This is a genomic window from Streptococcus sp. 5346 (assembly GCF_013277455.1).
GTDB lineage: Bacteria > Bacillota > Bacilli > Lactobacillales > Streptococcaceae > Streptococcus.
Map to the genome: position 1 here is coordinate 204,788 of NZ_VMMY01000002.1, position 23,224 is coordinate 228,011.

Annotated in this window: 23 protein-coding genes; 2 read left to right on the top strand and 21 right to left on the bottom strand. The window is 38.6% G+C overall.

Going from position 1 to position 23,224, the window contains the following annotated elements; genetic code table 11:
- Nucleotides 1-19 precede the first annotated feature (19 nt).
- The 6 genes from HT732_RS02000 to ruvB form a co-directional block, all read right to left on the bottom strand.
- The gene (locus HT732_RS02000) at nucleotides 20-1,873 is read right to left on the bottom strand and encodes a proline--tRNA ligase (protein WP_173253787.1); all 1,854 of its coding nucleotides are present in this window, start codon (nucleotides 1,871-1,873) and stop codon (nucleotides 20-22) included.
- A 12-nt stretch (nucleotides 1,874-1,885) separates the two neighbouring features.
- Entirely contained in the window at nucleotides 1,886-3,145 is a 1,260-nt protein-coding gene (gene rseP / locus HT732_RS02005; protein ID WP_173253788.1) for an RIP metalloprotease RseP, read from the bottom strand.
- Between the two features lie 21 nt (nucleotides 3,146-3,166).
- The gene (locus tag HT732_RS02010) at nucleotides 3,167-3,970 is read right to left on the bottom strand and encodes a phosphatidate cytidylyltransferase (protein ID WP_173253789.1); all 804 of its coding nucleotides are present in this window, start codon (nucleotides 3,968-3,970) and stop codon (nucleotides 3,167-3,169) included.
- Between the two features lie 8 nt (nucleotides 3,971-3,978).
- On the bottom strand, nucleotides 3,979-4,737 hold the full coding sequence (locus tag HT732_RS02015; RefSeq protein WP_173253790.1) for an isoprenyl transferase: 759 nt from the start codon (nucleotides 4,735-4,737) through the stop codon (nucleotides 3,979-3,981).
- Between the two features lie 231 nt (nucleotides 4,738-4,968).
- Entirely contained in the window at nucleotides 4,969-5,541 is a 573-nt protein-coding gene (locus HT732_RS02020) for a nucleotidyltransferase family protein (RefSeq protein WP_173253791.1), read from the bottom strand.
- Nucleotides 5,522-6,520 carry a Holliday junction branch migration DNA helicase RuvB gene (ruvB, locus tag HT732_RS02025; protein ID WP_345890500.1) on the bottom strand — a complete coding sequence of 333 codons (999 nt, stop codon included), beginning with the start codon at nucleotides 6,518-6,520 and terminating at the stop codon, nucleotides 5,522-5,524. The genes HT732_RS02020 and ruvB overlap by 20 nt, the downstream gene beginning before the upstream one ends.
- A gap of 132 nt (nucleotides 6,521-6,652) precedes the next feature.
- Between ruvB and HT732_RS02030 the strand changes: the two genes are divergently transcribed.
- On the top strand, nucleotides 6,653-6,745 hold the full coding sequence (locus HT732_RS02030) for a type I toxin-antitoxin system Fst family toxin (protein ID WP_000969509.1): 93 nt from the start codon (nucleotides 6,653-6,655) through the stop codon (nucleotides 6,743-6,745).
- A gap of 318 nt (nucleotides 6,746-7,063) precedes the next feature.
- Complete coding sequence (locus HT732_RS02035) at nucleotides 7,064-7,156, top strand: type I toxin-antitoxin system Fst family toxin (protein WP_000970382.1); 93 nt, start codon at nucleotides 7,064-7,066, stop codon at nucleotides 7,154-7,156.
- Between the two features lie 828 nt (nucleotides 7,157-7,984).
- Here HT732_RS02035 and HT732_RS02040 read toward each other — a convergent pair.
- The 15 genes from HT732_RS02040 to HT732_RS02110 form a co-directional block, all read right to left on the bottom strand.
- Nucleotides 7,985-8,401, bottom strand: a complete 417-nt coding sequence (locus HT732_RS02040) for a GNAT family N-acetyltransferase (protein WP_173253792.1) — start codon at nucleotides 8,399-8,401, stop codon at nucleotides 7,985-7,987.
- An 11-nt stretch (nucleotides 8,402-8,412) separates the two neighbouring features.
- Nucleotides 8,413-9,108 carry a GNAT family protein gene (locus HT732_RS02045; RefSeq protein ID WP_173253793.1) on the bottom strand — a complete coding sequence of 232 codons (696 nt, stop codon included), beginning with the start codon at nucleotides 9,106-9,108 and terminating at the stop codon, nucleotides 8,413-8,415.
- A 94-nt stretch (nucleotides 9,109-9,202) separates the two neighbouring features.
- Nucleotides 9,203-9,622, bottom strand: a complete 420-nt coding sequence (locus tag HT732_RS02050) for a DUF3021 domain-containing protein (RefSeq protein ID WP_173253794.1) — start codon at nucleotides 9,620-9,622, stop codon at nucleotides 9,203-9,205.
- Nucleotides 9,623-9,631: 9 nt separating this feature from the next.
- Nucleotides 9,632-10,087 carry a LytTR family DNA-binding domain-containing protein gene (locus tag HT732_RS02055; RefSeq protein WP_173253795.1) on the bottom strand — a complete coding sequence of 152 codons (456 nt, stop codon included), beginning with the start codon at nucleotides 10,085-10,087 and terminating at the stop codon, nucleotides 9,632-9,634.
- Nucleotides 10,088-10,105: 18 nt separating this feature from the next.
- Nucleotides 10,106-10,948, bottom strand: a complete 843-nt coding sequence (locus HT732_RS02060; protein ID WP_173253796.1) for an ABC transporter permease — start codon at nucleotides 10,946-10,948, stop codon at nucleotides 10,106-10,108.
- Nucleotides 10,948-11,814 carry an ABC transporter ATP-binding protein gene (locus tag HT732_RS02065; RefSeq protein ID WP_173253797.1) on the bottom strand — a complete coding sequence of 289 codons (867 nt, stop codon included), beginning with the start codon at nucleotides 11,812-11,814 and terminating at the stop codon, nucleotides 10,948-10,950. Before HT732_RS02065 ends, HT732_RS02060 begins: the two co-directional genes overlap by 1 nt.
- 166 nt (nucleotides 11,815-11,980) lie before the next feature.
- Nucleotides 11,981-14,482, bottom strand: a complete 2,502-nt coding sequence (gene leuS, locus HT732_RS02070; RefSeq protein ID WP_173253798.1) for a leucine--tRNA ligase — start codon at nucleotides 14,480-14,482, stop codon at nucleotides 11,981-11,983.
- A gap of 346 nt (nucleotides 14,483-14,828) precedes the next feature.
- Nucleotides 14,829-15,917 (bottom strand): glycerol dehydrogenase, encoded by a 1,089-nt coding sequence (locus tag HT732_RS02075; protein ID WP_173253799.1) that lies wholly within the window; start codon nucleotides 15,915-15,917, stop codon nucleotides 14,829-14,831.
- 17 nt (nucleotides 15,918-15,934) lie between these two features.
- Nucleotides 15,935-16,603: a fructose-6-phosphate aldolase gene (locus HT732_RS02080; protein ID WP_173253800.1), complete on the bottom strand. Its 669-nt coding sequence runs from the start codon at nucleotides 16,601-16,603 to the stop codon at nucleotides 15,935-15,937.
- 18 nt (nucleotides 16,604-16,621) lie between these two features.
- Nucleotides 16,622-19,060 (bottom strand): glycyl radical protein, encoded by a 2,439-nt coding sequence (locus HT732_RS02085; protein WP_173253801.1) that lies wholly within the window; start codon nucleotides 19,058-19,060, stop codon nucleotides 16,622-16,624.
- 158 nt (nucleotides 19,061-19,218) lie between these two features.
- Nucleotides 19,219-20,508 (bottom strand): PTS sugar transporter subunit IIC, encoded by a 1,290-nt coding sequence (locus tag HT732_RS02090; protein WP_173253802.1) that lies wholly within the window; start codon nucleotides 20,506-20,508, stop codon nucleotides 19,219-19,221.
- 16 nt (nucleotides 20,509-20,524) lie between these two features.
- Nucleotides 20,525-20,833, bottom strand: coding sequence for a PTS sugar transporter subunit IIB (locus HT732_RS02095; RefSeq protein WP_000238723.1), 309 nt, complete (start codon nucleotides 20,831-20,833; stop codon nucleotides 20,525-20,527).
- 45 nt (nucleotides 20,834-20,878) lie between these two features.
- Nucleotides 20,879-21,199 carry a PTS lactose/cellobiose transporter subunit IIA gene (locus HT732_RS02100; protein ID WP_000425250.1) on the bottom strand — a complete coding sequence of 107 codons (321 nt, stop codon included), beginning with the start codon at nucleotides 21,197-21,199 and terminating at the stop codon, nucleotides 20,879-20,881.
- A 195-nt stretch (nucleotides 21,200-21,394) separates the two neighbouring features.
- Nucleotides 21,395-22,375, bottom strand: a complete 981-nt coding sequence (locus tag HT732_RS02105; protein ID WP_173253803.1) for a sugar-binding transcriptional regulator — start codon at nucleotides 22,373-22,375, stop codon at nucleotides 21,395-21,397.
- 12 nt (nucleotides 22,376-22,387) lie between these two features.
- Nucleotides 22,388-23,134: a DeoR/GlpR family DNA-binding transcription regulator gene (locus HT732_RS02110; protein WP_000824973.1), complete on the bottom strand. Its 747-nt coding sequence runs from the start codon at nucleotides 23,132-23,134 to the stop codon at nucleotides 22,388-22,390.
- Nucleotides 23,135-23,224 lie beyond the last annotated feature (90 nt).

Sequence of the window (23,224 nt, forward strand, 5' to 3'; positions counted from 1 at the left end):
TTTCTTCTGATTATAGTTTTTATTTCTTGCTGAGGATTTCAAGCGTTTCAAGCAAGTTATCTGCATGAACTTCGATGGTGTCACCAGTCGCTTTAATCTTCACTTCTACGATGCCATCGGTCGCTTTTTTACCAACAGTGATACGGATTGGCAATCCAATCAAGTCGCTATCGCTGAATTTGACTCCGACACGTTCGTTACGGTCATCTGTCAAGACTTCGTAACCAGCTCCCATCAAGCTTGCTTCAAGCTTTTCTGTCAAGGCTTGCGCTTCATCATCCTTGACATTGACAGTGATCAAGTGCACATCAAATGGTGCCAATTCTTTAGGGAAATTGATTCCCCAAGCGTAACGGTATTCACCTTTTGGCGTTTTGTTAACAAAGAGGCGAGCGTGTTGCTCCATCACTGCTGAAAGGAGACGACTGACACCGATACCGTAACATCCCATGATAATTGGCACAGCACGGCCATTTTCATCCAAGACATCTGCTCCCATGCTTGCTGAATAACGAGTACCGAGTTTGAAAATGTGACCAATTTCGATACCACGCGCAAAGTTAAGAACACCTTGTCCGTCTGGGGAAATTTCTCCCTCACGAACTTCACGGATATCCACATATTCTGCAGTAAAATCACGGCCTGGATTCACACCAGTCAAGTGGTAGCCATCTTCATTAGCACCCACAACTGCATTGCGAACATCTTGCACCTTACGGTCCGCGATGATTTTAACATTCTCTGGCAAACCAACTGGTCCAAGTGAACCAAATCCTGCTTGAACAACATTTGCCACTTCTTCTTCACTAGCAACGTCAAAGAAATCTGCTCCCAAGTAGTTTTTCAACTTGACTTCGTTGAGTTGGTCATTTCCAACTAGAAGGGCTGCAACAAGCTCACCATCTGCCATGTAGAAGAGGGTCTTGATTGTTTGTTCTTCTGGGACGTTTAGGAAGGCTGCCACTTCATCAATTGATTTAACATCTGGTGTTACAACCCGAGTCACTTCTTCTTCAGCGACAACACGGTTGCTTGGTTTGTACTCATTTGTTGCCATCTCCAAGTTAGCTGCATAGCTAGACTCACTTGAGTAGGCAATGGTATCTTCACCAGAAACCATCCATTTAAGCAATTCTGCCTTGATTTCTTCTTGCACTTCTGCAGGAATCTCATCAAATGAGGCAACTGACTTGTCCAAGACAACCCAGCGGTCAAGGTCTGTACGCGCAGGTGTAATGGCCATAAATTCTTGGCTGTCCTTACCACCCATGGCTCCACCGTCACCGATGATAGCCTTGAAATCTAAACCACTACGAGTGAAAATACGCTCATAAGCAGCCTTATACTCATCATAAACACTGTCCAAGCTATCATAGTTAGCGTGGAAACTGTATGCATCCTTCATGATAAACTCACGTGTACGGAGAAGTCCATTACGTGGGCGTTTTTCATCACGATACTTAGGCTGGATTTGGTAAAGGTTAAGTGGCAATTGCTTGTAAGACTTAACAGAATCACGGACAATAGCTGTAAAGGTTTCTTCGTGAGTTGGACCTAGAATGAAGTCTGATTTTTCACGGTTTTTTAGTTTGTAAAGGTCTTCACCATAAGTTTCGTAACGACCTGATTCGCGCCACAATTCTGCACTAAGAAGGGCAGGAGCCAACATCTCAACGGCACCAATCTTGTCGAATTCTTGGCGCATGATATTTTTAGCTTTCTCAATCACACGGTTGGCAAGTGGTAGATAAGAATAAACACCTGCAGATACTTGGCGAACATAACCAGCACGCAACATAAGAGCATGGCTGATAACTTGAGCATCGCTTGGCATTTCGCGAAGCGTTGGGATAGGCATTTTACTTTGTTTCATAATATTCCTCGATTATCTAAAAAAGAGTCGCATGATGTCATTCCAGGTCACAGCAATCATCAGAACAACCATGATGACCACTCCGGCCAAGGTGACATAGGTTTCAATTTCTTGTTTTAATGGTTTGCGGCGAATGGCTTCCAGGATATTGAGCACAATCTTACCACCATCCAGGGCTGGAATCGGAATAAGATTAAAAATCCCAATATTGATGGAAATCATTGCCAAGAAGTCCAAGACATTCTCAATTCCATTTTTAGCAGCATCACTACTTGCCTTAAAGATGGCAACAGGTCCACCTAGCTTGTTCAAATCCGGTTGGAAAATCAGATTTTTCAGAGCTGATAAAATTCGGAGGGCCGAGTCAGCAGCAGTTGTAAAACCACCTACAAACATGGATACAAAATCTGACTTAATCCCCGGTTGAACACCTAGAAGGTAACGGCCTTGACTTTCTTCCGGACTAACAGTGACCTGTTTGTCACTCCCCTTTTCAGAAATAGTCACATCCAAGGTCGGGGCCGTCTTATCTTTGGTTTCTGATTCCACAGCCTGAATCAAACTTTCCCAGTTGCTAATCTCATGTGAGCCAATCTTGGTAATCTGAGCCGTTTCTGGCACTCCTACCTTAGCCAAAGTCCCTTGGGGCATAATATGGAATTGGTTGGTATCGACATCTCTGACACCACCCTGCATGAAGATTAAAATCCAGAAAACAACGATACCTAAGATAAAGTTATTCATAGGACCTGCAAAATTAGTAATGAGTTTCCCCCAGATAGTCGCATTTTGATATTGAACATCTAAAGGTGCAATCCGAACTTCAGTACCATCTGCTTCCACAACCGTTGCATCGTGATCCACTGCAAATGTTTTTTCTTCTTCCAGAACCAATCCTTTGATAAAGAGCTTGTCTTCAAAATCAAACTGTGTCACCTGCATAGGGAGAGCTGTTTGATCTAATTTTTTACCTGAAAGATTGATGCGTTTAACCTTACCATCATCAGTAAGCGTCAAACTGACAGGAGTTCCTGTCTTGATTTCAGTTGTATCATCACCCCAACCGGCCATGCGAACATAGCCACCCAGAGGCAAGATTCGAATAGTATAGGCCGTTCCATCCTTGCCAATGTGAGCAAAGATTTTGGGTCCCATACCAATGGCAAATTCACGCACTAGAATCCCTGATTTCTTGGCAAAGTAGAAGTGTCCGAACTCGTGCACTACTACAATAATCCCAAAAACCAGAATAAAGGTTAAAATTCCGAGCATAGTATTTCCTCCGTCTTTTGATTAAAAGAGTCCAAACAAGTGCATGATTGGAAATACAAGCAACATACTATCGAAACGATCCAAAACACCACCATGTCCAGGGATAAATTTCCCAGAATCCTTAACACCAAAGTGACGCTTAATCGAGCTTTCTAGTAAATCACCAAATTGTCCAGCCACACTAAAGAAAATAGCAAAGATTGACATCTTGTAAATTCCATACGGAAGAGCAACTGTACTGTCAACTATCATAAAGATGATGGTTACTAAAATTGCACCTAAAATACCCCCCAAGGCACCCTCAAAGGTTTTATTTGGAGAAACCGTCGGAGCTAATTTTCGTTTACCATAGTTCATCCCAACAAGATAGGCACCACTATCTGTCGCCCAGACAATGCACAAGGCTAATAGTGCCTTATCTAAACCTGCAATTCTAGCATCTAATAGAGCATTAAATCCAAAGCCTACATAGAAACTCATAGCAAGCGGAAAAACAGCATCCTCAATCGTATAAGACTTGCTAAAAACGGTCGTTCCTAACATAATTGAAATCAATACACTATAAGCGACCACATTCCCATCAACTGGCAAAAAAGTCAGGTAATTCTCCAAGGGAATGGTCAGGGCAAAGGTTGCAAAGAGGGTCAAGAGTCCCTCCATAGTCATGGTCTCTAGACCTCTCATCTTCAAAAGTTCATGCATAGCTAGCATGGATATGATTCCAATTGCTATCTGCAACAAGAGTCCCCCAATCATTAAAATCGGTAGGAAAATAGCCAGGGCAATCCCTGCAAACAAGGTTCTTTTCTGTAAATCCTGTGTCATATTTCCTCCTAAACTCCTCCAAATCGGCGATGGCGACGATTGTAGGCAAGAATGGCTTCCTGCAAGGCTACTTCGTCAAAATCAGGCCACAAGGTATCCGTAAAATAGAGCTCACTATAGGCTCCCTGCCATGGAAGGAAATTACTCAAACGTAATTCTCCACTAGTACGGATAATCAAGTCTGGGTCTCGTAAGTCCTTAGGCAAATGCTGGGTAAAGAGATAGTTGCCAATCAATTCCTCTGTGATGTCACCTGGGTTGATTTTGGCATCTAAAACATCCTGGGAAATCAACTTCAGCGCCTGCGTAATCTCAGCACGTCCACCATAGTTGAGGGCAAAATTAAGAATCAATCCTGTATTGTTCTTAGTCAATTCCTCAGCCTTTGTTAAAGCTTCAAAGGTTTGCTTAGGCAGGCGGTCCGTTTCCCCAATCATTTGAATCTTAACATTATTCGCATGCAATTCAGGGACATAATTATCATAAAACTCTACTGGCAAGTTCATGATAAACTTGACTTCCTGATCTGGACGGGTCCAATTTTCCGTAGAAAAAGCATAAACTGTAATAACCCTAACGCCTAGTTTGTTGGCTGCCTTGGTCACAGTTTGCAATGCTTCCATACCCGCCTTATGTCCAAAAACCCTCGGTTGCATACGTTTTTTAGCCCAACGGCCATTTCCATCCATGATGATGCCGATATGAGCAGGAACCTGTGTCGGAACCTCTACTTCCACAGCCTTATCTTTCTTAAAAAATCCAAACATGACCTTATTCCTATTCAAAAATCTATCGTTTCATTATACCATATTTTCCCATTTTCTTCTATCACTAAGCTATTTATTCTCAGGTACAAAGCCCATTTTTCAAAAAAATAAGCCGCCTGATTGGGCGACTCTATTTTTTATAGGGAGATTATTATGAAAAAGTTTTAGGAGTTTAAGTTAAGGTCTTCTTAACTTATGGAATTAGTATACACTTCCTAGCTTAAAGTTTCCTTAAGTATTTTTAAAAATCAAATTTTTCCATTTCTCCTGCCAATTTTTCTTGGATAAACGTGTTCGATAAAGTTCCATTCGGTCTTGATTCTCTAAAAAATAAGGAGTTGGATGAACTTGAAAATTCAAAATATCCTCCAAATCATAAGGTGCATAGAGTTCAAAATCTGATTCTTCATTCAAGCGTAGTCCAACAGCCGTACATCGTTCTGGATACTTACTCATAGCATCACGAGAACTGGTATAGGGAGCAGTGTGAGGACTGTGCTGGTGCATATAGACTTGATTTTTCAATTCCCACTGGTACTGAGGAAAGTCCTCTCTCAGCTTTTTCTCTAGGGACAAGGTTTCCTCATAAGAAATATCTGGATCAAAGAAAATTACATCTACATCTGTTTCACAGTCAAAAGGGAATTTGTCTGACAAGAGATTCCAAATAAAATTTCTGATAGAACCTGCTGCCAACCAGGAATCTGTCAACTCCAGGTTTTGGATGATAGTCAGAATAGCCATCATATCTGGATTTTTTCTAAAAGCCTCTAGAATTTCTTGTTCATTTTTCACTGTAATCATACCCTAAATGCTCATATGCCTTAGCTGTCGCCACTCGTCCAGAACGTGTTCGCATGATAAAGCCTTTTTGAATCAAGTAAGGCTCATACATGTCTTCTACAGTCTCACGCTCTTCGGCAATATTGACAGAGAGAGTTCCTAATCCGACAGGGCCACCACCGTACATCTCAATCATGGTGCGAAGGATTTTTTGATCCACATAGTCCAAACCTTCATGGTCAACATCCAGCATGGTCAAAGCCTTATCGGTAATAATATCATCAATCACCCCATTCCCCATTATCTGGGCAAAATCGCGCACGCGCTTGAGGAGACGATTGGCAATACGAGGGGTTCCACGACTACGTAGAGCCAACTCAGATGCTGCCTCATGAGTGATTTCCATCTCAAAAATATCTGCCGTCCGCTCAACAATTTCCGTCAAGTCAGCATGGGCATAATACTCCATGTGACCTGTAATTCCAAAACGTGCCCGTAGCGGATTTGAGAGCATACCTGCCCGAGTCGTCGCACCAATCAAGGTAAAAGGTGGCAACTCCAAATGAACACTGCGACTGCCTTCACCAGCACCAATCATGATATCGATGTAAAAGTCCTCCATGGCACTATAAAGCACCTCTTCCACCGACATAGGCAAGCGATGAATCTCGTCAATAAAGAGGACATCCCCAGGCTCTAAGTCATTCAAAATCGCTACCAGATCACCAGCCTTTTCAATGACAGGCCCAGACATCTGCTTGAGATTGACACCCAGTTCGTTAGCAATAACAAAGGCCATGGTCGTTTTTCCCAAGCCTGGAGGCCCGAATAAGAGGACATGATCCAGCGCTTCATCCCGCATTTTGGCAGCTTCGATAAAGATTTGGAGCTGATCCTTGACCTTGTCCTGCCCAATATATTCACGTAAATACTGAGGACGGAGTGTGCGTTCTACTAACTCCTCATCCCCCATTATCTCATTATCTAAAATTCTACTCATGGCTCTATTATATCAAAAATCCAAGCCACAAACAAAAAAGCCACTGGATTGGTGCCTCCCGAGTTTAGCACTTATGTGGTATAATATTCTACGGCACTTCTACACCGCCTGCGAAAGGAGGTGAGATAGCCCATGATGGATACAATACTTAAAACTATCATCGGACCAATTGTGGTCGGTGTCGTTCTTCGCTTAGTCGATAAATGGCTAAACAAGGACAAATAGTGTCAAAAAGACCCCAAGCTTATTTGGTCGTGAGCTTGGGGTCTTTTCTAGCCTATGATATAGACACAATACTTAATTCCCTTTTATTATCCCATAGTTCACAAAATTTGTCAAAGGTTTATATTCTCTTGAACCTCTGTACTACAAGACGTTCAAGATTGCGAAAATTATCGGAAAATGATGTTTAGAAAACTCCCCAAAAGCCTGAAATAGAGCCAAAAAACTCCACCAGATTGGGTTACTCCCAAGTTTAGCACTTATGTGGTATAATATTCTACAGCACTGCTACACCGCCTGCGAAAGGAGGTGAGATAGCCCATGATGGAATTAGTACTCAAAACTATCATCGGACCAATTGTGGTCGGTGTCGTTCTTCGCTTAGTCGATAAATGGCTAAACAAGGACAAATAGTGTCAAAAAAGACCCCAAGCTTATTTGGTCGTGAGCTTGGGGTCTTTTCTAGCCCATGATATAGAACTAGTACTCAATTCCTTTTTATTATCCCATAGTTCACAAATTTTGTCAAAGGTTTACATTCTCAGCTTCTCAAGCTTTAACCGCTTTACAACAAGACTTTCAAGATTAAGAGAAAGTTAGGGATTCTATCAATTTCATAGAAATTTTGATTTAGTAAACGAATAAACAAGCTTACATGTCACTCCTCATTTAATACGCCACTACTGGACAAGTAAAATCGTCATTACAATAGTTCCATTCCTTCAATTAACAGTCACCTACAATCAAATTAAGGTTGAATTCACTTAAATAGCAACAGACCTATTTCTTAGTCATATTCGCTAAAAAGATTCCCGCCAATTCCCCGACCAAAATCCGAAAAATACCTGAAAATATCGGAAAATGATTTTTAGAATAGTCTCCAAAAGCCTGAAATAGAGCCAAAAAACTCCACCTGATTGGGTGGAGTTAAGGGAGATTATTATGAAAAAGAAAAGTTTAGGATTTTATTAAATAAAGTTAGGAGGTCTTTATTTAATAACTACATGATACAAGACGAAGCTTAAAACTAGCTTAACTTTTCTCAAATTTTACTATTTTACAAAAAATTTCTATCACCATCACCTCACCACGCAAAAAAGCCACCTGATTGGGTGACTTCATTAGGAGATTATGATGAAAAAAAGTTTTAGGATTTCATTAAATAAAGTTAGGAGGTCTTTATTTAATGACTATATGATACTAGACCATCCTTAAACTTTACTTAAGAAAAAACAAGTTTTATTATTTTTCTCTGTTTATCCAAATCATTCCTGTACAGTCATAGGTAGATAAGATTTCAAAGCCCATAAAACGATAAAATCCCAAGTTTTTTTCTGTCTGTTCTGTCACTAGTTGGACTTGATAGGCATCTTTGTAATCCTCTAAAGCCTCTTTCATCAAGGATCTACCAATCCCTTGGCGCTGATAGCTAGGCAAAACAATTAAATCCTGAACCAATACTGATGAGAATCCATCTCCAACCAAACGAATCAAGCCCACCACAGCATCGCCATCAAGCGCCAGATAAATCACTAATGAATGAGATAAGGCCTGCTCCAGCATCTCTGGTTGATGGGTATAATTTGTCCAACCGACAGACTGATAGAGATGCAAAACACCCTCGAGCTTGACAATTTCTTGCTTTCTAATAGTTATCATGTCAACACCTCTTAGAATTCTCTCAAGCTCTTGTACTGCCGCCCATTTTTATCAAAATTTTCAGGATCCAACCATGTTTCCAATCGAGCTTTGACTTGAAGCCAGTCCTTATCAATCATAGACAACCAATCCGTATCCCTCGTACGCCCCTTATAAACCACTGCCTGACGGAAGGTTCCTTCATAAATAAAGCCCAAACGTTCCGCTGCTCGTCTTGATGGCAGGTTAAGAGCATCGCATTTCCATTCATAGCGACGATAGTTAAGCTCTTCAAAAACATAGCGAGCCAGTAAATACTGAGCTTCTGTCCCTATCCGTGTCCCCCTGAGTTTTGGAGAAAAAGTGACAGCTCCCACTTCTATTACTCGGTTATTCTGGTCAATACGCATGAGAGAAAAAGTTCCCAAAGCCTTACCAGTTGTCTTGTCTATGATTGCATAGTAAAAACGGTCCTTACGAGCCAACATCTGATTTAAAAGAGTAACCAGTTCCTCCATGTCTGCTACTGACTCCTGAAAGAGGTAGGTCCACATCTCCCGAGGAGTATCAGGACCATAAACAGCTAATAAATCCTCCGCATGCTTTTCCACTGAAAGAGCCTCTATTCGAGCATAACGGCCTTCTAAGAAATCAATAGAAGGCAATTCACCTGGTGTATAACCTTCCATTGACTCACCAATCATTTGACCATATTCATTTACTGGCATTTTTCTTCTCCTTGTTTTACGCTGAAAATACTATATCACAAATTGTTCTCTTTGGAAACTGGCACCGTCTTCAAACTTCATCCTCAACACTATATTAGTGACCCGTTTTCTGTCTTTTATCCTCTAAGGCTTGATTAATTCGTTGGGTGAGTTTGTGAGTTTGCCAGATTTGATACAACCATATCAATCCATAAATTAACAAGAAAAAGAACCAAAGCAAGGGACTCCACAAGGCTGAACCCCAACCAAAAAATAGAGAGGTCAATACTAAAATAGTAGCTGTCACTAATAAATGAACTCCTACACGTATACTAAAAGCAAGAAACTCTAGCTTTTCAAGTATTAAAGTCAATACTCCCATAATTCCACCCATTAAAAACAGAGCTAGAATATTTTTTATCATTGGTTCAGGATAGGTGATGCTTGGATAACACTGAGCTAATAACATCATACTCAAATAAAAGAAGGAAGCCGTGCGCATTCCCGATACAAAATAATCAATTAATCGTTTCATGATTTTCTCCTATAAACCTAGATAATTCATTAAGGACTTAACGTATTTCCGACTCACACTAGATTTGATGCCCCGAGTCATTTTAGCCATCATGTTCCCTGAAAAACTATCTGATAACGATTCTAAGTGGTCAATGTTTATAATTGAATGGCGTGATATCTGTATAAAGTTACGCCGATTAATCCGATTCTGAAAGTTTATCAATGTTTCCTTAGTTTTATAAATCCCATCTACCGTATAAATGGTTAATAAATTCTTGTCAATATCAGCTAGAATAAGATCCTCAATCTTCACCATGACCAGATGATCACCCGTTCGAATAGGAATGACCACCTGATTGGTCGTTGAAAATTGTTCTAAATACTCCATGACTTCCCTTGCTTGGTCGGTTAACTGAGCTGCCTGAATTACAATATGTGGGTCCTTTTCTGAAAACTCTGTCTTCATTTCAAAACGAATCTTCATTTTCTCTCCAATATACCTTTATTTTCTCCTGCTAAACACTTTAACAAATAAAAGCCAAAGAAGAATAGCGACGAGACTGATAATAACCACTATAAAGTATGTCTCTTCCTTTGTCAATAGTTCTTGCCAGTTGATTTGGATTCCCATTTTTTCTTGAAATTCCTTTAACAATCTGCTATTTCCTGTAAATGCGGTCTCTAATGGTTCTTTCATTAAAATTTGTCGATAAAGAGAAGCAATATAAGTTGCAGGGCTACCCTTCATGATAATCTGTGCAAAATCAGGTAAAACTCCAATAGGGACATAAGTTCCTACTAAAAATCCAGAAGCAGTTCCCACTATAGTTGCCAGTTTGCCAAGACTATCTACAGATTGAAAACGATAAATCAAGAGAATATTTATCAAACTTGAAAGCAGACTACTTAACAACATAATCAAAGCAATTTCCGGTAAATGACTGATAACTGGACTCTCTTTAAAATAAAACTCCATAACAGCAAACATAAACACCTGCATGACAAAAGAGATGGCAATACTACTGATTAGATAGGACACCTGTAAACCCCAGATCCCTAAATCTGTCAAGAAGAGATCTTGATCCACTTGATTTTCACGATCCTGTACCATTTGTGTAAGAGCCGTAAAACTAGTTGTAATCCCAGTCACAGCCAAGGTCCCACCCATCAGCCAATTATTTAAAAGGTTCGTATTATCAGGGAGTTGAGACCAAGCGTCCGTCAAGTTCTTCTGCAAAAAAATGATATAAAGGAGGAAGGAAATCAATGCCCCCAATAATGAGAAAAATACTCCTGAACGATTACGAAAATATAAGATAAAATTCCGTTTCAATAAAGCTAACATTAGCGAACCTCTCTTCCTGTAAGTGCAATAAAGGCATCATCCATGGTACCTGGACGAAACTCAAAAGAATCAATTTCTTCTCGTACTTTTGCCAAATATTCAATAGCTTCCAGTGATGTCCTTGGATAAAAAAGATATTCCAACTCATTTTCTTCCTTTACTGTCATTCCAGTCTGTAGCAACTTTTCTAAATCCTTCATTTCTTTAAAACGAATTTTTAGAATATTAGATGCATACTGACTTTTAATAGCCGTCGCAGAACCTTGCGCAATCACTTTCCCATGATCAACGATATAAATCTGATCCGCTTCATCCGCTTCATCCAGATAATGAGTCGTTAAGATAATAGTCATCCCTTCATCCTTTTGTAGTCGAGACAGTAAATCCCAAATGGCTTTGCGAGTCTGAATATCTAGACCTGTCGTTGGTTCATCTAAGAAAAGAATATCTGGCTGTGAAAGAAGAGCACGCGCAATATCAACCCTACGTTTTTGCCCACCTGACAAAGTCCCATATAGTTGCTTCTGGAAAGCAGTCAAACCCAGTTGATGGATCAAATCATCCACACGACTTGCTGCAATCTCCTTATACTGTTGAGCACGAATCGTAAGATTTTCCCTAACCGTCAACATCTCATCCAGTACACTAGCTTGAAAAACAACTCCGATTTTCGTATTTGGCGCATATCGAATCTGACCTTTTGTCGGCTTTTTCAAACCGATTAACATGGAAATGGTGGTTGATTTTCCTGCACCATTGGGACCCAAAATAGCATTAAAACTCCCTTTTTCAAACTCTAACTGAATATCGTCAACAGCCATATAATCGCCGTATCGTTTAGTCAAATGTTTAGCTTGTAAAATCATATTTAGTTCCTCCTCTTTACCTCACCAGTTTAACAAAAAGAATGAAAGAAAAATCGACTTTTGAGATAAGTGGTTAAAATGAGAGGTTAAGTGGTGAGATGATGAAAACAGAATTATATTTTTCATTCAAAAAATCCTCCAGATTCTACTCTGAAGGATTCCTATCTTATTTCACAACAATATTAACCAATTTATTCGGTACCGCAATCACTTTCACGATGTCCTTACCGTCAATTTCTGCTTTAACTTTTTCATCCGCTAGAGCAATCTCTTGCAATTCTTCGCGTGATAGGTCTTTAGCGACCATGAGTTTGGCACGGACTTTACCTTTGATTTGGACGACTATTTCGATTTCGTCTTCAACCAATTTGCTTTCATCCCATGTTGGCCAAGTCACGTAAGAGATTGACTCACCTGTTGCCGCAACAGTTTGCCAGAGTTCTTCTGCCAAGTGAGGCGCAAATGGGGCAATCAATTGGATAAAGCCTTTAGCGTAGTCCACATAGAGCTTGTCTTCCTTGTTAGCCGCATTAACAAAGACCATAAGTTGGGCAATGGCTGTGTTGAATTTCAATGATTCGATTTGCTCAGTGACAGATTTAACGGTTTCATTGTAAACCTTGTCAAGAGCGCCATTGTTTTCCTCAAGGATTTCTTTACTTGTAATCAAGCGGTAAACACGGTCAAGGAATTTACGGCTTCCTTCCAGACCTTCTTCTGACCAAGCAATCGAAGCATCAAGTGGTCCCATAAACATTTCATAAACACGAAGGGTGTCAGCACCGTATTGTTCCACAACATCATCTGGGTTAACAACGTTCTTGAGCGATTTAGACATCTTGGCTGGTGCTTGCTCCAACTCTTCCCCTGTTTCCACATGGAAGAAAGAACCGTCACGTTTTTCAACCTTGTCAGTCGCCACAAGAGCTCCACGGTGGTCACGGTAGCTTGTTCCCAAAATCATTCCTTGGTTAAAGAGTTTTTGGAATGGTTCCTTAGTTGGAACGACACCGAGGTCATAGAGGAATTTGTGCCAGAAACGAGCATAAAGCAAGTGAAGGACGGCATGCTCTGCCCCACCCACGTAGATATCTACTGGCAACCATTGTTTGAGGAGGTCCTCATCGGCCAATTTCTCAGTATTGTGTGGGTCAATATAGCGGAGGTAGTACCAGCTTGAACCTGCCCATTGTGGCATGGTGTTGGTTTCACGACGACCTTTGACACCATCTTCACGAGTCACTTCAAGCCAATCTGTCAAGTTAGCTAGTGGACTTTCACCAGTACCTGAAGGACGGATATCCTTGGTTACAGGCAAGACAAGTGGCAATTCACTTTCAGGGACAGCTGTTGAAGTTCCGTCTTCCCAATGAATGATAGGAATTGGTTCACCCCAGTAACGTTGACGGCTAAAGAGCCAGTCGCGGAGACGGTAGGTAACCTTCTCTTGTCCACAGCCTTTTTCTTCCAACCAAGCCACGATCTTAGCAATAGCGTCTTCTTTGTTGAGTCCATCTAGGAAGTCTGAATTAACGTGAAGGCCATCTTCTGTGTAGGCAGCTTCTTCAACGTTTCCACCTTCAAGTACTTCGACGATTGGAAGGTCAAATTGTTTGGCAAATTCCCAGTCACGTTGGTCGTGGGCAGGCACAGCCATGACAGCGCCTGTTCCATAACTAGCAAGGACGTAGTCTGCAATCCAGATTGGGATTTCCTTACCATTGACAGGGTTGATGGCATAAGCACCAGTCCAAACTCCTGTTTTTTCTTTGGCAAGATCTGTACGAGCCAAGTCAGACTTGAGGCTAGCTTGGTGTTTATAGTCAGCTACTGCCTCTGCTTGCTCTGAACTTACGATAGCGTCTACTAATTCATGCTCAGGAGCCAAAACAGTGAAAGTCGCACCGAAAAGGGTATCAGGACGAGTGGTGAAGACAGTGAATTCCTTATCAGTTCCCTTAACCTTGAAGGTTACATTAGCACCAGTAGATTTACCAATCCAGTTGCGTTGCATATCCTTGATAGACTCTGGCCAATCAAGTTCATCTAAGTCATTAAGCAAACGCTCCGCATAGGCAGTGATTTTAAGCATCCATTGACGCATTGGTTTGCGGACAACTGGATAGCCTCCACGCTCAGATGTTCCATCAGGAAGGACTTCTTCGTTGGCGATAGCTGTTCCCAGTTCCTCAACCCAGTTTACTGGCACTTCAGCTTCATAAGCCAAGCCTTTTTCATAAAGCTTGGTGAAAATCCATTGCGTCCATTTGTAGTAGTTTGGATCTGTCGTGTTGACTTCACGATCCCAGTCGTAAGAGAATCCAAGCGCATTGATTTGGCGTTTGAAGTTAGCAATGTTTTCCGCTGTGAATTCCGCTGGGTCATTACCAGTATCCATAGCGTATTGCTCTGCAGGCAAACCAAAAGCATCCCAGCCCATTGGGTGAAGGACATTGTAGCCTTGCGCACGTTTGTAACGGCTGAGGATATCGGTTGCGGTATAACCTTCTGGGTGTCCTACGTGCAGACCCGCTCCAGACGGATAAGGGAACATATCAAGAGCATAAAACTTCGGTTTTGATGCATCTGTTCCTGTCTTAAAGGTATGATGTTCTGCCCAGTAGCCCTGCCACTTAGACTCAATTTCTTTATGATTGTAAAAACTCATGGTCTCTCTCCAATTTTGTGATGTTACTATTATACCATTTTTGAGGGAATTTGAAATGTGTTAAAAGAAAAAACTGTATACTGTATTTCATTAATTTTGATGGCTCTGAATTGCTCTATCACCCACTTTTTTATCTTATATGCGGGAAATCAAAGAGCAAAACAAGAAGCTTATCTCTTATAACATAAAATACTAATTTTAGACCGAAGATACGACTGGAATGCTCATTAATGTATTTATAATAAATATCCGACACCCTATGTCGCTTTTTGATTTATGAAGAACGTCGGATTCAATACGAGGATCAATAAAAGACTACCATTTGGAAAACAGTAGTCCTTATTGTTTATTTTGAATTTACATAGGCGTCTACAGCGATGATAGCTTGAGCAACATCTGAAGGCGAAATCTTAAACGGCATCTGATGGATTGTCTCACCCTCCATGGTTGCTTGTTTACCAACTTTTATTAAATCATCATATCCAACTTGATCTAAATGCATTTCTTTTAGAGTTGTTGGCATACCAATTTTTTTGTAAAACTCAATATACTTATCAAGTTCTTCTTTAGGTCTATTTTCCAATAATAGTTGTACCAAAGTTCCATAAGCTACTTTTTCACCATGTGTTAAATGATGTATGTCACCTGTCAATGCAGTAAAACCATTATGAATTGCATGCGCCGCAGCCAATCCTCCACTTTCAAAACCTAGACCACTCAATAGAGTATTAGCTTCAACAATATTTTCTAATGCTGGTGTCACAACTTTAGCTTCACAAGCCGCCATGGCCTGTAAACCATCTGCGAACAGCGTTTCTTCACATTTTTTCGCAATTGCAACTCCAGCCAATGTTTGTTGTTGTCCTAACATAGTTTTTCCATTTGCCTGCATAACTGCACGCGCCTCAACCCAAGTTGCTAAACCATCTGCAATACCAGACGCTAATAAACGCTTAGGAGCTTGTGAAATAACTTTTGTATCAACCAAAACTAAATCTGGATTTTTAGAATAAAATAGATAATGATCAAATGCACCTTCATCTGTATAAATAACAGATAAAGCAGATACAGGTGCGTCTGTCGATGCAATTGTTGGAGCAATAATAACAGGCTTTTCAATCAAATCTGCAATAGCTTTTGCACTATCAATCGTCTTTCCACCACCAAGCCCGATAATACTATCACAATTTTCTTTCTCAGCTAAGGCAACAACTCGATTGATTTCATTGTCAGAAGCTTCACCATTAAACTGGGCTAGAACAATACGGAAACCATACCTATGTAGGTAATCTTCAAATCGTTTTCCAACAATATCATAAACCAACTGATCACATAATAGAATAGGACGATTCCCCAAATCCAATATTGATTTGGCATTTTCGAACAAGGCATTTTCCCCTTGAATATATCTCGAAGGACTAGCAAAAATTCTCATGTTTGTTTCCTTTCTACCTAAATGGAACGACTATGTTGAGTAACAAACCAGTCGTCAGAAAAATCATCAACCGCCTTTTGGATAGATGGCATGGCGAAAGCTGATTCAAAAACATCTGCTCCTGCTGTAACAGCATGCGCACCTGCAGCTAAAGCATTATTTACTTGTGCTACATTTTTAAAGGATGCAGCTAAAATCTTACTAGGAGAGTTCTGTCTATCAATAGCAAGAGCTAATTGACGAATGACAGAATTTGAATCAATGTTCAGATTTTCCATTCTATTATAATATGGAGCTAGGTAATCCGCTCCTGCTTCGATAGCTAATAATCCCTGAATAACTGTATAAATAGCTGTTGCAGTGATATGGTAGCCCTCTTTTTTTAGCACCTTTATTGCACGTAATCCAGCTGGAGTAACAGGTACTTTGATAAATATATCATCTCCTGCTTGTCTCCGAATTTCATGAGCATCCTTTAAGATGCCTTCAAAATCTTGAGAAATCACCTGAACATGAATAGAGGGTGCAGAGCCAATCAATTCTCTCACATCTTTGATTCGTTCAAAAAAATTAATAGAACCCTCTCTTTTTGTAATAGTGGGATTTGAAGTTACCCCAGCTAGCGGTAAAATTTCAGACCACTTTTTAATCTCATCTAAATTTAATGTGTCAAGCATAAATTCCATAAAAAGAACCTCTTTATTTTACAATGTATGCTCAGTACGTCCTATAATATCATCTTGGGTTGCCTTAGAAAGAACATTGAAGAATGCAGAGTATCCTGCAACACGAACAATTAAGTCTCTGTGTTTTTCAGGATGTTTCTGAGCGTCAATCAACGTCTCTCTGGAAACAACATTGTATTGAATATGGTACCCATGTAAACGATTAAAGAATGTTCGTAACAAAGCAATTAGTTTTAATTTATCTTCTTCTTTGGCTAACGTTTGAGGATTTACTTTCTGATTTAAGAGAACCCCACCTACGATTTCATCTGTTGGTAATTTTGAAACAGATTTTAAAACAGATGTAGGGCCGTGTTGATCCATATTATGTGATGGTGAACAACCCTCTGCTAACGGTGTACCCGCGTTGCGTCCATCTGGAGTTGCTAATGTTCCACGTCCCTGCCCTACGTTGGCTGAGATAGAAGATGTTCCTGAATAACGAATTCCTCCAATAGGACCTCTTCCATAACGTGTATTAGGATATTTAGCAATTTCATCAACATAAATGTCATAAGCAGCAGTAACCAATTTGTCAGCATAATCATCATCATTACCGTACTTAGGTGCATCATGAATCAACATTTCTTGAATGACCTTACCTTCTTCTCCGGCATAATCTGTTTCCAGTGCATACCAAAGCTGACTTGGGCTTATACGTTCTTCCTCAAATACCAATTTTTTAATTGCAGCTAATGAATCCGACAAATTTGCAATTCCAACTTGCAAACCTGATATATAATCATATACTGCTCCACCTTCTTTAAGGTGTTTTCCACGACCAATACAATCATCAGTCAATGCTGAACATAGAATATCAGGAACTTCTCGTTCCAATGATAAATCAATAGAATTTTCAACAATAACACTCATTCGTGTCAAATATCTTAGTGTTTTATCCCAAGCATTTTCTAATTCAGAAAAGTTCTTCATATCCTTAAAATGACCAAAGCTTGGTGCAAACCGTTTACCCGAAGCCGGATCAATTCCATCATTCATCGTGATAAGTAGAACCTTAGGGAAGTTCATATAACTCATACCTGTGCAACGATAGCCCCATTTCCCTGGAACTGCCGTTTCAACACATCCAATGGCACTGTAATCATAAGCATCATCTTCCAATACTCCTTTTGCAATAAAAGAAGGAATAATAATCTCATCATTATTAAATGCAGGCATACCAAAACCAAGTTTCATCACTTCAATACACTCATTCATGAAACGAGCATCTAAACCTGCATGGTAACGTACAGTTAGATTAGGTTGCGGTAGATGGGTTTGTGCAACTGATTTTAATACCAAATAAGATAATGGGTTAACAGCATCCTTCTTATCTCGAGTCTGTCCACCAATTGTAACATTTTGATATAAAGGACTTCCTGCTGAAGAAAATGTATGTGCTTGACTGCGGACCTTATTAATTGTAATTGTCTTAATCCAAAGATTTGTCAGACGTTCAACAATGCTATCTTCTGTTTCTTTACCACTTTCTAAATCAGCCTTCATATATGGATACATATATTGATCAAAACGACCATATGAAAGAGAGTGGCCATTAGATTCAATTTGTAAAATACATTGAATAAACCAAACTGATTGAATAGCTTCTGCAAAAGTAGTTGCCGGTTCATATGGGACTCGAGAACAAATATCTGCAATCTCAAGTAATTCTTTCTTACGTTTAGGATTTGCATTTTCGGCTAAACTTTTAGCAAGATCAACAAAGCGATTTGCATATACTTTAATAGCATCGATTACGATAAATATAGAGTCGTAAAAATGATATTTATCAATACTTGCTGGATCTGTTAAATCTAGTGCTGCTTTCGCTTTACGAGCCCGCTCTTCAAAACCTCTTAAACCAAATTGCAACAGTTTCTGATAGTTAACTGCTAAGTGAGCATCTCCAGAGTTCATCTTACCTTCCATACCGAAAAATCCTGTTTCCATATAAACAGACACTTCTTCAGGTAACAAGGCACCAGCTCTCGCACGTAAATTATTATTTTCCCAGAATGGAGCGATACTTCTAAGTTGTTCTTTTGTTTCTTCTGTAATATAGAAAACGTCTCCATCACGCTTTTCAAAAAGATCCAACTCATTAAGAACAAATTCTAGCGTATATTCTGGAAAAATAGGAGCATCTTTATTGGAAGAAGCTTGATTTCCCGCAATCATAGATTCTTCTTCGATATAGATAGTCATATTTTCCAAAATTTCTTTGAGCATATAGGCGCGTTTTAGGACATTAGGTTGTTCCTTATATCTATCATAAGCGCGTGTTGCTAGAACTGCTCTCTCAGCATCAATATAAGGTTTTTTATTTAAGACATCTTCTCGATATTTGTTCATCCTTTCAGTAAGGCTGCCAAAATATTCTGTCTTGATTGTTGTTCTTGCTACTTCTGTATTTACCATCGTAAGCACCTTTCTTTCGAAAATATTTTTGTTTCTTTCGAAAATATAATACCTAATTTTTTAGAGAATTTCAAGCTTTTAACTAGAAAAACTTTAACTCTCTAATTTTTAGCACAAATGTGTGTTTAGTGATAATACACAAATGTTTTTTACATTTATCAAACTTCATTCTGATAAGCTAAACGATCCTGCACTTTAAAGAATGGGAAATAAACCAATGTAGACATCGCTAATATCACCAGCTGAGTAATAACTCCTTGCCATCCACCAACCATAAATCCTGATATAATAGCTGGGGTACTCCAAGGTAATGTAACTCCTGAAAATGGTTGCATGAAACCTGTTGCAATAGCTCCATATACTATCACAGCTGCAAGTACAGGAACAAGAATGAAAGGTACAAACATAACTGGATTCATAACAATTGGAAATCCAAATACAACTGGCTCATTTACGTTAAATATTGCTGGAAAAGCTGCTACTTTCCCTAAGGCTTGGTACTGTTTCGATTTTGCTGCAAAAAGCATGGCAACTACAAGACCAAACGTAATCCCTGAACCAGATAGAATTAAAAATGAATCTAAAAACTGTTGAGTAACAATATGTGCTCCATTTTCTAATGATAGATTACCAGAGGCTAACATAGCTTTATTAGCATCAAGATTAGATAAAAGCAGAGCTGTCACTACTCCATTTACTACCGATTGCCCATGAACACCAAACCACCACAAAAATGATATAAAGAATGCAATTCCAATAGCACCATACAAAGATCCAGTTAAACCTTGCAACGGAACTTGAATAGCAGAATAAATCATTTCTATGAATGTTCCGCCATTAGTCAGTGATTTCGCTAAAATATATACAATCATAGAAAATAAGAAAATTACAAATGCTGGAATCATTGCTTCAAACTGTTTGGCAATAGCTTGTGGAACTTGTTCTGGCATCTTAATAACAATTTTTCTCTTTATAAAGAAGGTATAAATACTTCCTACTACCAAACCTATAATGATAGCACCGATAATTCCTTGACCTCCAAACCAAACTTTACTAATAGCGTCCCCAATCGCCTCACCTTGTTTAGGGATATAAGACGATCTTAGCAAAATAAAGAATGCAGATACAGAAAGAACCCCAGCTGGCAATGCCTCTACTCCGCTATTCTTAGCATAAGAATAGGCAATTGAAAAACAAGAAATTAGACCCATAATAGCAAAAGTTCCTGAATAGACTTGCATAAAAGGCTCTGTCCAATCTGCTCCAAATACACTAGCAATGCCCTTATTTAATCCTTCAAATGGCAATTGTCCCATAATCAAGAATAAACTACCAACTACTGTCAATGGCAAAATTGCTAACATACCATCTTTTAGAGCTATAATACCACGCATATTCACAAACTTCATCATAGGTGCAATGATTTTTTGAACATCCATCTTTGCCATAATAAATCTCCTTTTCTTACCCACTAATCAAAGATAGGGCCAAATCTAATACTTTTTTCCCATCTAACATACCATAGTCCATCATCGGAATAACAGCTATCGGAACATCACACTTATCACAAATTTCTTTTGATTTATCTAATGTATAAGCAACTTGAGGCCCCAACAGTGCAACATCTAGATTTGGGGCATAATCCGCTAATTTAGACTGAGAAAACGCCTCTATTTCTGCTTCAACTCCACTAGATTGCGCTGCAATTTTCATATTATTTACAAGCATACCAGTAGAAAATCCTGCTGCACAAAACAAACCAATCTTCACCATTATATTTTCCTCCTCTATGTTAATAACAATGACAATACTCTAGTATTATTTTTTATGAAGTTCTTTTCTCAAACTAATAATTTCTTTGATTAAATTAATCTCCGTCATACTAGTCATGAGATGATCTTGCGAATGGACAAAAAGTGCTGTAATCTCCGTTTTTGTACCAGACGCTTCTTGTGCCAAGAATTTTGTTTGTAGATTATGGGCTTCTAATAAGGCTGCATCAGCTAACTGTATTTCTTCTTCACATCGTTCACATGTACCGTTTTTTATGTAATCTAATGCTTTATAAATATGTTGTTTCGCATCGCCAGCATATAAAATTAAACCCATGATAATTTGATCTGGAACAATCATTTCCATAAATTCCTCCTCATTTCACTATGTAAAAAGCTTTTTTCATTTGAAATTTTAAAATTTTCTTTTGTAACTATAGAATACAACTACATAAGAAACTTGTCAATCCAAAAATCAACAAATAAACAATTTTTATTTATATAAGCACAAATGTGCAATCTACTAAAAAGAAAAACGATAAACTGAATCAGTCTATCATTTTCACTCACATAAAATATTTCGAAAAGAAAAATCACCATCTTCTTCTAAAACTTTTAAAATTGTATTTTTATCTGTAATCAGATGATTTACTAGATTAGCACGCAAGACAGAAAGAATCGCAGATACTTTCGTATCACCGTAAGCAACAGCTAAACTTTGAGGAATATTTTTTAAATCTTCTAAAGAGATTGCTATCGTTCTTTCCTGTAAATTTTCATAGACTTCTTTACCTTTTGAATCAAAAAATCGACAACAAATTTCTCCTACAGTTTTAACTTTGGTTAATTCTTTAAAGTCATCCTCTGTAAGCATGTCTAACCATTGATGTTTTCCTTTATTACTAAAATCACCAATCCCAACCACAGCTATATCTAAATCTTTCCAACTATTTTTCAAATCTTCAAAATATCTTGATTGCAAAATACCATCTGTTAACAATTTATTCTCTTGCACAATCGTTGCATTCATAAATGTACACTCTCCATGAAATTTTCTAGACATTTCATAGATCAGTGTATTCACATGGTATTTAGCGTGTATGTGACTAGGACCACCTGCTAGAGGATAGAAGTGAACATTTCGGACACTTTTGCTGTGGATTAGATCTACTAAATTACTTAAACTTTTCCCCCAAGAAAAGCCAATTTTCATATTATCATCAATTAGATTCCTAAGGACGCCTGCTGCAACTTGAGAAATTCTTTCAGATAAAATTGTTGGAGTGTCATCAAATTCATTTGGAATAATTTCTAAACTTTCCAGACCATATTTTTCTTTTACATAATTTTCCAACTTAAACATATTGGTATCAAAATTCTCTATTTCAATTTTAACAATTCCTGCATTCCTTGCTTCTGTTAACATTCTACTAATAGAGGTTCTATAAATTCCTAATTTTGCTGCTATTTGTGACTGATTTAAGTTTTCAATATAATACAGATAAGCAATTTTAGAGAGCAGTTTATTCCTATCTTGATTCATACACTTAACCTCTTACGAAACTACCTTAACCATTATCCCAGCATTTTCTAATGTAGCTATATTTTGTTTAGAAAGTTTTTCGTCTGTTATTACTTCATAGACTTGACTTAAAGCAAATCTTCTTACTGTACCCCTTTTATCAAATTTACTTGAGTCAGTTAGCACAATGACTTTATCCGACGCTGCTGAAATATATTGAACTACCTCACTGCGCATTAAATCTTTTCCTGTAAAGCCCATCTCTTTATCGTAGCCATCTGTCCCAACAAAAGCTTGACGCACATGAAAAGTCTGTATCATTTCTTTTAATAAAGGTCCTACGGTAACCTGTGAATCTTTCTGAAACTCTCCACCAAGAACAATAACACGACATGAATCATAACCTCTTACAAAATTTGCTATAAAAAATGAATTTGTTACAATAGTGACATTTCTTTTTTGCTTGCAAATTTCCTCAGCAAGTAAAGCACAGGTTGAACCAGATTCTATCATTATTGTTTCATTATCTGATACCAATTTTACTGCTTCTTGAACAATTTTTCTCTTAATTTCATAATTAATTGACAAGCGTACATTTAAGTCATCTCCACTATTTAACACAGCATATCCATGCTCTCTGTGTAATAAGCCTTTTGACTCTAATTTATCTAAATCTTTTCTAATCGTTACTTTCGATACATTTAATTTTTCCGATAATGTATTAACATCAATCTTTTCATATTCTGATACTAATTTAATAATTTGTTCCAATCTTTTCATTTTACACCTCCGTTTTATTCTACCAAAATAAAAAGCAAAAAACAACAAATTAAACTTTCGTTCGTAATTGTTTTTCTTTCGTTTTTGTGA